The 12,568-nt window shown below is 69.9% G+C and carries 7 protein-coding genes; 6 read left to right on the forward strand and 1 reads right to left on the reverse strand.

What is annotated here, in order from left to right; translation table 11 throughout:
• Positions 1–9 precede the first annotated feature (9 nt).
• Both K883_RS17520 and K883_RS17525 read left to right on the forward strand, forming a co-directional pair.
• Positions 10–627 (forward strand): TetR/AcrR family transcriptional regulator, encoded by a 618-nt coding sequence (locus K883_RS17520; protein ID WP_009955693.1) that lies wholly within the window; start codon positions 10–12, stop codon positions 625–627.
• Positions 628–974: 347 nt separating this feature from the next.
• On the forward strand, positions 975–2,042 hold the full coding sequence (locus tag K883_RS17525; protein WP_036455075.1) for a 3-deoxy-7-phosphoheptulonate synthase: 1,068 nt from the start codon (positions 975–977) through the stop codon (positions 2,040–2,042).
• Between the two features lie 138 nt (positions 2,043–2,180).
• Here K883_RS17525 and K883_RS17530 read toward each other — a convergent pair whose 3' ends face one another.
• A complete protein-coding gene (locus tag K883_RS17530) occupies positions 2,181–3,818 on the reverse strand; it encodes a (2,3-dihydroxybenzoyl)adenylate synthase (RefSeq protein WP_036455076.1) in 1,638 nt (545 codons plus the stop codon).
• 95 nt (positions 3,819–3,913) lie between these two features.
• Here K883_RS17530 and K883_RS17535 point away from each other — a divergent pair, with 95 nt between their 5' ends.
• The 4 genes from K883_RS17535 to mbtD are packed head-to-tail and all read left to right on the forward strand — an operon-like array spanning position 3,914 to position 12,568.
• Positions 3,914–7,417, forward strand: coding sequence for a non-ribosomal peptide synthetase (locus tag K883_RS17535; RefSeq protein WP_036455077.1), 3,504 nt, complete (start codon positions 3,914–3,916; stop codon positions 7,415–7,417).
• Positions 7,418–7,425: 8 nt separating this feature from the next.
• The gene (locus K883_RS17540; RefSeq protein ID WP_009976231.1) at positions 7,426–8,196 is read left to right on the forward strand and encodes a thioesterase II family protein; all 771 of its coding nucleotides are present in this window, start codon (positions 7,426–7,428) and stop codon (positions 8,194–8,196) included.
• 5 nt (positions 8,197–8,201) lie between these two features.
• Positions 8,202–9,521 (forward strand): beta-ketoacyl [acyl carrier protein] synthase domain-containing protein, encoded by a 1,320-nt coding sequence (locus tag K883_RS17545; RefSeq protein WP_081914394.1) that lies wholly within the window; start codon positions 8,202–8,204, stop codon positions 9,519–9,521.
• Positions 9,521–12,568, forward strand: coding sequence for a mycobactin polyketide synthase MbtD (mbtD, locus tag K883_RS17550; RefSeq protein ID WP_036455080.1), 3,048 nt, complete (start codon positions 9,521–9,523; stop codon positions 12,566–12,568). Before K883_RS17545 ends, mbtD begins: the two co-directional genes overlap by 1 nt.

Below are 12,568 nucleotides of genomic sequence, written 5' to 3' on the forward strand. Positions count from 1 at the left end.
CGGGGATTGATGGCGAAGGGCGGTCGTCGCACACAGGCAGAGCGCGCGGCCGGCACGCGTGAAGCGCTGGTCGCTGCCGCCCGGCCGTTGTTTGCCTCGTTGGGGTTTGCCGACGCATCCCTGGAAACGATCGTTCGCAACGCGGGGGTGACTCGCGGCGCCCTGTATCACCATTTCGCCGACAAGACAGAGCTGTTCGCGGCGGTGTTCGAGCAGGTGGAGGGGGAGATGGCCGCCCGAATGGGAGATGCCGTCGCGGCTGCGGGGCACGGCGATCCCGTCGAGATCATGCGGCTGTGCGCCGCCCTGTGGTTGGACGCGTGCGCCGATCCCGAGATTCAACGCATCGTTTTGCTCGAGGCGCTGGCGGTGCTGGGATGGGAACGCTGGAGCGCCATCGGGCACCGATACAACATTGGATTTGTCACGGCGCTGCTGACCGAGGCCATTGAGTCGGGCAGCATCCCGCGCCAGCCGATCGAGGCGACGGCCCTGACCATCATGGGGGCGCTGCGCGAAGCGACGCTCTACATCGCGCGTGCGGACGATTACCACCAGGCGCGGGCGGACGCCGGCGTGGTGATGGACAGACTCCTTAGCGCATTGCGCACCAACGCGATTGGCTAGTCTGTCGCCACGTGCGGCGGGTCGTAGACGACCAGGAAAACGAGTTCCCCGAACGAATGTTTGGCGGCCGCGCGTGACCGCGGGCCTATCAACCGGCTTCACGTGGAGCGACGGCTGTCAACGGGCCCGGCCCCACATGGTATGTTCGCCCACGTGAACATCGGCGTGCGCGCGTATTGGCGCTTTATCGAGGCTCCGGGCGGAGCCGGCGATGAGGCGTCTGGTTGACGCACCCGCACGACTGAGACCCGGAGCCCAGCAGTGACCACACGGTCGCTGCTTTTCGCTTTTCAGGGCATCGGGAACCAGCGGCGTGCCCTGGCAGCCAACACAGAAAGACACCCACCATGTCCCTCACCGACGTCACCACAGCTGTCGACACGTCCGACCATCGGATCGTCTCGTTCCGAGAACTCTCGGCTCCGGCCGCGATTCGCACCGAACTGCCACTGACACCCGCGCGCGCCGAGGCCGTCCAGCGCGACCGCGACGAGGTGTCGGCAATCCTGGCCGGCCACGACGACCGCCTGCTCATCGTCGTCGGCCCCTGCTCGGTGCACGATCCCGTCGCGGCCCTCGACTACGCACGCCGGCTCGCCCCGCTTGCGACCCAGTACGCCGAACGGCTGAAGATCGTGATGCGGGTCTACTTCGAAAAGCCGCGCACCACCGTCGGGTGGAAGGGGCTCATCAACGACCCCGCCATGGACGGCAGCTTCGACGTGGAACGGGGGATCCGCGCCGCACGAGGGTTGCTGCTCGACATCATCGACGTCGGCCTCCCGGTGGGCTGCGAATTCTTGGAGCCCACCAGCCCGCAGTACATCGCCGACGCCGTCGCCTGGGGCGCCATCGGCGCGCGGACCACCGAGTCGCAGGTGCACCGCCAGTTGGCATCGGGGCTGTCGATGCCGATCGGATTCAAGAACGGCACCGATGGCAACATCCAAGTCGCCATCGACGGCGTCAAAGCCGCGGCGGCGCCCCACCATTTCTTCGGAACCGACGACGTGGGCCGCGCGGCCGTCGTCGAGACCATGGGCAATCCCGACTGCCACGTGATTCTGCGGGGCGGTACCGCCGGCCCGAATTACGATGCGGCTTCGGTGGTCACGGCCATCGAACGGCTGCGCAAGGTCGGGCTGTCCGAGCTGGTCATGATCGACTGCTCACACGCCAACTCCGCCAAAGACCACGTGCGACAGGCCGAGGTCGCCGCCGAGGTGACCGCGCGCATCGCGGCGGGCGAGCGCGGCATCGCCGGCCTGATGCTGGAGAGCTTTTTGGTGGCCGGCGCCCAATCGCTCAGCGGCGAACTGACATACGGCCAATCCGTCACCGACGCCTGCATGGACTTCGCGACCACGGCGGAATTGCTGGCGAAGCTTTATGCGGCGATGGGTGATCGCCGCTAGGTGGCCCTGAGTCGGACAGGGCCGCGCCGAGTGTGGGGCCAGGTACGGATTTCGTTCGGCCATATCCCACACACTCGGTGAACCCAGCGCCCTTGCAAACCAACTAGTGATCGCGGCTACCATACGCACGGCGTGGTGCTAGCGCGCCGAAATCTGGCCGGCGATCGCCTTTTTGTCGATCTTGCCGATCGGCGTGGTGGGCAGCGTGGTCATCGGAACCAAGACGTCGGGACGCGCGTGCGCGGCCACGCCACGCCCGTCGAGGTAGCCGTTAAGCTCCGCGAGCGATAGCTCAGGGCCGTCGAAAACGATTGCCGCACAGATCTTCTCGCCCAGATAGGGGTCGGGGAGCGCCACCGCGGCCGCCGAGAAGATCGCCGGGTGGCTGTGCATCTGCTCCTCGAGGTCCGCCGCGGAGATGGTTTCGCCGCCGCGGCAGATGACGTCTTTGACGCGGCCGGTGACCACGACGTAGCCGTCGTCGGTGATCCGGACCAGATCACCGCTGCGGAAGAAGCCTTGCGCGTCAAAGCAGCGCTCGTTGTCGCGCTCGGCGCGAAAGTAGCCGTTGAACGTGTAGGGTCCGCGGACCAGCAATTCGCCTTCCTCGCCGGGGGGCACGGGCTCGCCCGCCGCATTGACGACGCGCAGTTCGTCGGCGGCGGACAACGGCCGGCCCTGCGTGTGCTCGGTGACTTCGGGCGGATCGTCGGGGCGCGTGTAGTTCAGCAGCCCCTCGGCCATCCCGAACACCTGCTGCAGGCCCGGCGTCAAGGCGGTGCGCACCAGGCGGGCGTCCTCGGACTCCAGCTTGGCGCCACCGACTTGTAAGAGCCGCAAGGTTTTTGGAGTCACCGTTTCCCACTCGCAGGCCTGCGCCCACAGTTTGGCCAGGGCCGGCACCAGGGCGGTGACCGTGACGCCATGGCGGTCGATGGCGGCGAAGGCCGCCTCGGGGCTGGGATCGGTGCCGAAGACGGTGGTGGCGCCCACCGTCATCGCGCCGAGCAGGCCGGGACAGGCGAGGGGAAAATTGTGGCCGGCCGACAGCACCGCCAGATAGACGTCATCGCAGGTGAGCCGGCAGAGTTCGGCGCTGGCCGTCGCGTTGAACACGTAATCGTCGTGGGTGCGGGGGATGAGCTTGGGTGTGCCCGTGGTCCCGCCGGAAACCAGAAGCAGCGCAGGCGATCCCGGGTCGGCCGAGGACGGCGGGCCGGGCGCCTGCTCGCACAACTGCGCCCACGAGGTGAACGGCCCCGGGTCGCCGTCGACGATGACGTGCCGCAGCGTTGGGTGTTCCTCGATGAGGCCGAGCGCCATCGTGCGATAGTCGAAACCCGCCGCGGTATCGGCGATCAACAGACCGGTGGCCGCGCTGACCGCGGCGAAATGCCCAAGCTCGGCGGCCCGGTGTCCCGGCAGGCACATCACCGGGACCGCCCCCGCCCGCAGCAACCCGAACAAGGCCACCGCGAACTGGCAGCTGTTCGGCAACTGCAGCAGCACCCGGTCGCCCGGCGCGATACCCAGTGCCCGCAGCCCGCCGGAGGCGCGGTTAGCCTGGTCGTCGAGGTCCGCATAACTGAAGCGGGTACCGCCCACGGCGTCGCGCACCGCGGTTCGATCGGGCCACTGCCGGGCCGCGTCGGTCAGGATCGTGTCCAGCGTCCGTCCCGCCCAATAACCGGCCGCCCGGTAGGCGGCGGCGCGATCAGCGGGGAAGGGCACGAACCCGTCGAGGACTCCGGCCGGCGGCGTTGTGTTCGGGGTCATGGCTCCTTAGACGGGGGCTTAGTAGCGGGGATGCACCGAGTAAGGATAGGGTAACCAAAAAATTAGGGCAGCCTGTGCTAATTCAGGGAGGGTCTGTGGTGCACGCCCCGGCACGCTCGGAGGACATCCGGGCGGAGGTGGCCGAACTCCTCGGCGTCGACGTCGATGCAGTTCAGCCGTGTAGCAACCTCATCGGTCAGGGCCTGGACTCGATCCGGATCATGACCCTGGCCGGGCGCTGGCGCCGCCAGGGCATCGCCGTCGACTTCGCCACGCTCGCCGAAACGCCGACGGTCGAGGCCTGGGCGGAATTGGTCAACGCTGGCAAGCCGAGCGCTGATCGGCCGGCCGGGCCCGCCGATGCACCCGCGGACGCTGCGCGGTCCGGGGAGGACGAGCCCTTTTCGCTGGCCCCGATGCAGCACGCGATGTGGGTCGGCCGCCAGGAAAACCAGCAGCTCGGCGGCGTCGCGGGACACCTCTACGTCGAATTCGACGGCGGAGGAATCGATCCGGAACGCCTGCGCGCCGCGGCGACCGCGCTGGCACGGCGCCATCCGATGCTGCGGGTGCGGTTCCTGCCCGACGGCACCCAGCGCATCGCCCCGGCCGACGAGTTCGGCCCCTTCCCGGTCCACGTCGAGGACCTGCGCGAGCGGAGCACCGGCGAGGCCGACCGGCGGCTCGCCGCCATCCGCGCCGCCAAATCACACCAGCAGCTCGACGGCGCGGTGTTCGAGCTCGCGGTGACGCTGCTGCCGGCCGAACGGTCGCGGCTGCACGTCGACCTGGACATGCAGGCCGCCGACGCGATGAGCTATCGCACCCTGATGGCCGACCTGGCGGCGCTCTACCTCGGACGCGACCTGCCCGAACTGCACTACACCTACCGGCAGTACCGCCAGGCCATCGAGGCCGAGGACGCGCGGCCGCAACCGGCCCGCGACGCGGACCGCGCCTGGTGGGCGCAGCGCCTTCCCGAGCTGCCAGACCCGCCCGCCCTGCCGATCACCGCGGGCCGCGCCGAGAACCAAAGCACCCGGCGCTGGCACTGGCTGGACCCGCACACCCGCGATGCGCTCTTCGCGCGCGCCCAGGCCCGCGGGTTCACCCCGGCGATGGCGCTGGCCGCGGGGTTCGCCAACACCCTGGCGCGCTGGTCGACCACCTCGCGCTTCCTGCTGAACGTTCCGCTGTTCGGGCGCCAGGCGCTGCACCCGGACGTCGACTCCTTGGTCGGTGACTTCACCTCCTCGCTGCTGCTCGACGTCGACCTCACCCGCGCGAACACCGCGGCGGCACGGGCCCAGGTGGTGCAGGACGCGATGCGCACCGCCGCCGCCCATTCGGCCTATCCCGGTCTGTCGGTCCTTCGTGACCTCAGCCGTCATCGCGGCAGCCAGGTGCTCGCGCCCGTCGTCTTCACCAGCGCTCTCGGACTCGGCGAGCTGTTCAGCTCCGACGTGACCGGCCAATTCGGCACACCGGGATGGATCATCTCCCAGGGGCCGCAGGTGCTGCTGGACGCGCAAGTCACCGAATTCGACGGCGGCGTCCTGGTGAATTGGGATGTGCGCGAAGGCGTCTTCCCCGCCGGCGTCATCGACGCGATGTTCGCGCATCACATCGACGAGCTGCTCCGGCTGGCCTCCGCCGACGAAGCCTGGGAGGCGCCGGGCCCCCCGGCGCTGCCCGAGGCTCAGCGCGCGGTACGCGAGGCGGCCAACGGCCGCACCGCCGAACCGAGCGGAGAAGCCTTGCACGACGGGTTCTTTCGGCAAGCCGAGCGGCGACCCGATGCGCCGGCGGTCTTCGCCAGTTCCGGTGACCTCAGCTACGCGCAGCTACGCGACCAGGCGCTGGCCGTGGCGGCCGCGCTGCGTGCGGCCGGCGTCACCGCCGGGGACACCATCGCGGTGATGGGCCGCAAAACCGCCGAGCAGATTCCCGCGCTGCTGGGCATCCTGTCCGTCGGTGCCGTCTATCTGCCGATCGGCGTCGACCAGCCACGCGACCGCGCCGAGCGCATTCTCGAGTCCGGCGGGGTGAGCCTGGCCGTGGTGTGCGGAGGACAACGCCTGTCCATGCCGGTGCCCGAGGTGGTGCTCGCCGACATCCTCGGCGGCGCGCCCGCGAGCACCGAGATCACTTCAGCGAGAGTCGATCCCGCCGCGCTCGCCTACGTGTTGTTCACCTCCGGCTCCACCGGCGAACCCAAAGGCGTCGAGGTCACTCACGATGCAGCGATGAACACCGTGGAATTCATCGGCCGCCACTTCGACATCGGCCCCGCGGATCGATGCCTGGCCCTGTCGACCCTCGAGGGCGACATCTCGGTCATGGACGTGTTCGTCACCCTGCGCACCGGCGGCTCCATCGTCGTGGTCGACGAAGCCCAGCGACGTGATCCCGACGCTTGGGCCCGGCTCATCGACGCCCACCAGGTCACCGTGCTGCATTTCATGCCCGGCTGGCTCGAGATGCTGGTCGAGGTCGGCCGCGGGCGGCTGTCCTCGGTGCGGGTGGTGCCCACCGGAGGCGACTGGGTGCGCCCCGAGGTGGTGCGCCGGCTACGGGCCGAAGCCCCCAACCTCCGGTTCGCCGGCCTCGGGGGAGCCACCGAAACCCCGGTGCACAACAGCATTTTCGAGGTGACCGAGCCGATACCCGACGACTGGACGGCGCTGCCCTTCGGCGTCCCGCTGCCCAACAACGCCTGCCGCGTCGTCGACGACACCGGCGCCGACTGTCCCGACTGGGTGCCCGGCGAGTACTGGGTGTCCGGCCGCGGCATCGCGCGCGGCTACCGCGGACGCCCCGATCTCACCGCCGAACGCTTCGTCGAACACGACGGCCGAATCTGGTATCGCACCGGCGATCTGGTCCGCTACTGGCCCGACGGCACCCTCGAATTCGTCGGCCGCGCCGATCACCGCGTCAAGATCAGCGGGTACCGCGTCGAGCTCGGCGAGATCGAGACCGCGTTGCGGCGCGTGCCGGGGGTGCGCACGGCGGTGGCCGCGTTGATCGCCGTGTCCGGGGAATCCGATGTGCTGGCCGCGCAGGTGTGCGCGGACGACGCCACCGTGACCGCCGAGGGAATCCGGCAGGCTCTCGCCGACCTCGTTCCCGCACACATGATCCCGCGCCACATCACGGTCGTGGAGCGGATCGGTTTCACCGATGCCGGCAAGCTTGACCGGCGCGCCGTGGCGCGCGAATTGGAAGGCGCCGTTTCGCAATCGCAGCGGCCGGGCCACCGCGCGCCGTCGACGCCACTTCAATCCGCGCTGGCCATGATCGTGGGCGACCTGCTCGGCCGGCAGAACATCGGTATCGACGACGACTTCTTCGCCCTCGGCGGTGACTCGGTGCTGGCCACACAGGCGGTGGCGCGAATTCGGGCCTGGCTGGACGCGCCGGACATCATGGTCGCCGACATCTTCGCCAACCGGACCGTGTCGTCGCTGGCCGCGGTCCTCGGGGCCGGTGAGCGCGACCCCGGCCGGCTTGACCAGGTCGCCGAGCTATATCTGGAGGTTATCGGCATGGACGCCGAATCGGTTCTGGCGGCCTCTCAGCAACCCGCGAAATCGTAAACGGTGCAATGACATTGAATAATCTGATCACCGTGTCTTCCACGTTCCCGTCCTGGATCAAGCTGACCCGGGGCCGCAACGAGGGGTCGGCGGACCGCCGTGCGGGCGCCACGGTGGTATTCCCGCATGCCGGTGCGGCCGCCGCGAGCTATCGGGTGCTGGCGGCGGCGCTGGCCGCCGGTGGCGACACCTACGTCGTGCAGTATCCACAGCGGGCCGACCGCCTCAGCGAGCCCGCACACGAAAGCGTGCACGACCTGGCCGCCGGCCTCTTCCAGGCCGCACCATGGCCCAGCGTCGCACCGCTGACGTTGTTCGGCCACAGCATGGGTGCCGTCGTCGCCTTCGAATTCGCCCGCGTCGCCGAGACGCACGGTGCGGCCGTCCGCAAACTCTGGGTATCGGCGGGTCCGCCGCCGTGCGTCGTCGCCGACATGCCCGAACTGCCGACCAGCGACGACGGGCTGCTGGCGGACATCGCCGATTTGGGCGGCACGGACCCGGAACTGCTTGCCGACGAAGAGTTCTCGGAACTACTGACCACCGCGGTGCGCGCCGACTACCAGGCCTTCAACCGCTACGACCCGAGCCCCGACGTCCGCATCGGCGCCGACATCCACGTGTTGGGTGGCCATGACGACCACCGCATCGGGACCGGTGTGCTGCGTCAGTGGGAAAGACACACCGCCGGATCCTTCGCCGTGTCGCTGTATGAGGGCGGGCACTTCTACGTCTACGACCATGTCGACGCGGTCGCCGCGCAGGTGAATGCCGGGTGATACCGATGTCGAACGATGCGTATGACGCCAAGAGCGTCGACCCCGTGGTGATCGTGGGAATGGGTGTCGAAGCGCCCGGCGGCATCGAAAACGCCGAAGGTTACTGGGATCTGCTGGTGCACGGCCGGGAGGCGCTGGGACCCTTTCCCACCGACCGCGGGTGGGCCGTGCGCGAACTGCTCGCCGGCTCGCGCCGCAGCGGTTTCAAGGAGATTCACGATCGCGGTGGATTCCTCAGCGGGGCAACCACATTCGACCCGGAATTCTTCGGTATCTCGCCCCGCGAGGCCGTGGTGATGGACCCGCAGCAGCGGGTGTCGCTCCGCGTGGCCTGGCGCGCCCTGGAAAACAGCGGCATCAATCCCGACGACCTTGCCGGCCACGACGTGGGGTGCTTCGTGGGCGCCTCCGCCACGGGCTACGGGCCCGAGATGGCCAGGTTCTCCGAACACAGCGGCCATCTGCTCGCCGGGACCGCCCTCAGCGTCATCTCGGGCCGCATCGCCTACACGCTGGGATTGGCCGGCCCGGCACTGACCCTGGATTCCTCGTGCGCGTCCGCGCTGGTGGCCTTCCACGTCGCGGTGCGTTCCCTGCAGAACGACGACTGCGACATGGCCATCGCGGGCGGGGTCAATGTGCTGGGCTCACCGGGGTTCTTCGTCGAGTTTTCCAAACAACACGCCCTCTCCGATGACGGCTACTGCCGCCCCTACAGCGCGCAGGCCAGCGGAACCGTGTGGGCCGAGGGGGCGGCGATGTTTGTGCTGCAACGCAAATCGACCGCGGTGCGCGCCGGCCGCCGGATCCTGGCCGAGGTGCGCGCCACCGCCATCAACCAGGACGGGCGCAGCGCCGGGCTCAGCGCCCCCAGTGGCGACGCCCAGGTCCGCCTCTTCCAGCGGGCCATCACCCAGGCCGGGATCAAGCCCGCCGAGGTGGGCATGATCGAGGGGCACGGCACCGGCACCCGGCTCGGCGACCGCACCGAATTGCGCTCGCTGGCACAAACCTACGGCGACACCGAGGCCGGCGCCGGGGCGCTGCTGGGGTCGGTGAAGTCCAACGTGGGCCACTCGTTGGCCGCCGCCGGCGCGCTGGGACTGGCCAAGGTGCTCGTCTCCGCCGAACACGGGGCCGTCCCGCCCACGCTGCACGCCGACAACGCAAGCCCCGAAATCGACTGGGACAAACAGGGTTTGCGGCTGGCGCAGACCCTGACACCGTGGCCCGCGACCGACGGGCAGCGCATCGCCGCGGCGTCCGCGTTCGGGATCGCCGGCACCAACGCGCATCTGATTGTCTCCGTTCCCGAGGTGGCGTGATGCTCACCCATCATCTGCCGGACGGGCGCATCCCGGTGCTGCTCAGTTCCCACGACCCGGAGCTGATCCGCCGGGACGCCGCGGCGATCCTCGATTACCTGGGCCGCATCGATTCGCCGAACGCGACCGCCGCGATCGCATCCACCCTGCTGCGGCTGCGGCGCCCCCGCCGGCACCGCGCCGTGCTGCGCGCGGCCGACGCCGCCGAGCTGGCCGCCGGGCTGGCGGCGATCGCGCGGGGCGAGGAACAGGAGCTGGTCACGCATTCCGCGAAGACCACGCCGCCGCGCATCGCGTTCGTGTTCCCCGGCCAGGGAAATCAATGGCAGGCGATGGGCGCCGGCGCCTACCGGGAGCTGCCCGCCTACCGGGAGGCGGCCGACCGGTGCGCCGAAGAGTTCGTCGTCGCCGGATTCGCCTCTCCGCTGCCATATCTGGTGGGGAAGGAAGAGCGTAGCTGGTCACGCCCCGAAATTCAGGGAGCGCAGTTCACCCACGCGGTCAGCCTGGCCGAGGCATGGCGATGCTGCGGTGTGCTGCCCGATATCACCATCGGCCACAGCCTCGGCGAGGTGGCGGCGGCCTATGTGGCGGAGGCGATCTCGCTGCCCGACGCCGTCGCCCTCGTGGTCGCCCGCGCCACCGTGGTCGGCCGGCTGACGGGCCGTTACGCGATGGCGGTGCTGGGCGCCGGCCTCGACGTCGCCGAGTCGCTGCTGGCCGAGGCGCCCGGCTGGGTGGAGGTCTCGGCGGTCAACGGCCCGTCGTCGACCGTGGTCGCCGGCGATCACGACGCGGTGGCCGCCGCGGTGCGCCTGGCGCAACAGCGCGACGTGTTCACCCATCAACTGTCCGTCGACTATCCGGGCCACACCAGTGCGCTGCGGCCATTGCGTGCCAGCCTGGCCGAGCTGACGCCGCGGTCGGCGTTCCGGGACGGGCCGGTGCGCTTCGTCGGTTCCACCCGCGGTGCCGAGTTGGGCGAAGGGACCGATTTCTCGGACTATTGGTATGAAAACCTCTGCGGCACCGTGCGCTTCGATCTTGCCGTGCAGTACGCCCGCGCCTGCGGGGCCGACACGTTCGTGGAGCTCTCGGCGCACCCCTCACTGCTCTATCCGCTGGGCGACATCGTCGGCGACGAGTCGGTTGTCGTCGGCTCGGGCCACCGCGAGCGGCCGGTCACCGAGTCGCTCTCGGCGAGTATCGCCGCGGTCGCGGCCGCCGACCCCGGCTGCCGGTGGGCCGATGCCGTCCCGAACGCTGATCAGCCGCCGCTGCGGGGCTTCCCGAACGCGCCGATGCGCGCGGTGCACCTCTGGGCGGCGCCGGAACGGGTGACCGAAGCGGCCTCACCGCCCGCGCCGACCGTGGCCGTCGAGGACTGGCAGCACGCCACCTTGCACACCGTTGCGACACGTCCCGACATCGGCTTCTTCGGTACGGACGCTCTCGCCCGTTCGCTCGCCGATGCCGTTGCGGCGCAAGGCGACTGCCGCGTGGTGGCGCCGAACGAGGCGGAGGTCCTGGCAATCGTGGCGCCACGTCTCGACGAGCACGACGCCACGGCCGCCATCGAGCAGATCGCCGCCCGTCCCGATGCCGGCCTACCCGACTACCCCGCGCTCATCGGCCCGCGATGCCGGGCTGTCTGGCTGCTGACCGTCGGCGCCGAACAGGTCGATCGAGACGACACCCACGTCTCGCCGGCGCAGGCGGCCCTGGCGGCGATGCATCGCAGCGTCGGGTTCGAATTCCCCGACCAGGCCTTCGGACATCTCGACCTCGAGCGCGCAGATGTGGACGCCGCGACCGCGCGGGCCGTCGCCGACGTGCTTTCGGGCGAGGCTGCCGAGGTGGCGTTGCGGGGCGGCGAACCGCCGCTGAGCCATGTTCGAAGCCACGTCTGGTCATTCCGCGAATGCCGCGAATCGGCGACCAGCCGGCCCCTCGACGCCGCCGCCCTGGACGACGTGGTGATCACCGGCGGCAGCGGGGCGATCGGCCTGCAGTACGCGCGGTACTGCCTCGAACGCGGGGCGCGGACCGTCACCCTGTTGAGCCGCACCGGCGTGGACCCGGCCGCGCTGCGCGAGCTCGCCGACGGCCACGGCGCCGAAGTGCGTGCCCCGCAATGCGATATCACCGACCGCGCCGCACTGGCCTCCGTGGCCGCCACGCACGCGGGTTCGGGGGCGTCGCTGCTGATCCACACCGCGGGCATCGCGCAGGCACGCTCGCGCGCCGACCTCACCGGTGTCGATGTTGCGGCGGTGTGCGATGCCAAGGTCCGCGGTTTGGCGCTGATGGCCGAGGTTTGGCCGCTGCGGCCGGACTGCCGAATCCTCGCCTGCTCGTCGGTGTTCGGGACCTGGGGCGGCTACGGCCACGCGGCCTACGCGGCGTCCAACCGGATGCTCGATGTGCTGGCCGCCCAGCTGCGGGCCGACGGCCGCGACTGTACGGCGATCCGGTGGGGGCTGTGGCAGGGCGCCGGGGTGGTGGTCGGCAACGAGATCACCCGCACCGAACGCTCGGGCCTGGTGGCGATGGAGCCGGAGGCCGCGATCGAGGCCAGCCTGCACCGCTACGACGGCGACCCGCTGATTTTCGACGCCGACTTCGACCGGCTTCAGGTGTTCTTCGAAAGCCAGGGAATGCCAATGCCGTTCAGTGCTTCGCACAGCGGTGACGGCGGCGCACAGGAAGACGTCGCCGTCGCGAAGCCGCTCGCCGAGGTGGTACGGGCCGAATTGGCCGCGACGCTGCATCTGGGTGATTCGCTGTCGATCGACCCGGGCACCTCCCTCATCGACCTTGGGGTGGACTCGTTGCTCGCCCTCGATTTGCGTAAGCGGCTGCGGCGGACGGTCGGGAATTCGGTTCCGGTGGCCCGCATGCTCGGCGGCATCACCGTCAACGAGCTGATCGACGCGCTGCGCGCCGACTCACCCGGTGGCCCCACGCCGCCGCCCATCGAGCGCACCGGCGCCGCCAACGGTGCGCACCACTCAACGCTCGCGATGCTCGAAAGGTTGGACTCCTAG

The sequence above is a fragment of the Mycobacterium sp. TKK-01-0059 genome, from assembly GCF_000709305.1.
GTDB lineage: Bacteria > Actinomycetota > Actinomycetes > Mycobacteriales > Mycobacteriaceae > Mycobacterium > Mycobacterium intracellulare.

Excerpts from the sequence above, each read along its gene's own strand:
- K883_RS17520 (WP_009955693.1), top strand. The coding sequence starts at position 10 with ATGGCGAAGGGCGGTCGTCGCACACAGGCAGAGCGCGCGGCCGGCACG.
- K883_RS17545 (WP_081914394.1), top strand. The coding sequence starts at position 8,202 with ATGTCGAACGATGCGTATGACGCCAAGAGCGTCGACCCCGTGGTGATC.
- K883_RS17525 (WP_036455075.1), top strand. The coding sequence starts at position 975 with ATGTCCCTCACCGACGTCACCACAGCTGTCGACACGTCCGACCATCGG.
- K883_RS17530 (WP_036455076.1), bottom strand. The coding sequence starts at position 3,818 with ATGACCCCGAACACAACGCCGCCGGCCGGAGTCCTCGACGGGTTCGTG.
- K883_RS17540 (WP_009976231.1), top strand. The coding sequence starts at position 7,426 with ATGACATTGAATAATCTGATCACCGTGTCTTCCACGTTCCCGTCCTGG.
- mbtD (WP_036455080.1), top strand. The coding sequence starts at position 9,521 with ATGCTCACCCATCATCTGCCGGACGGGCGCATCCCGGTGCTGCTCAGT.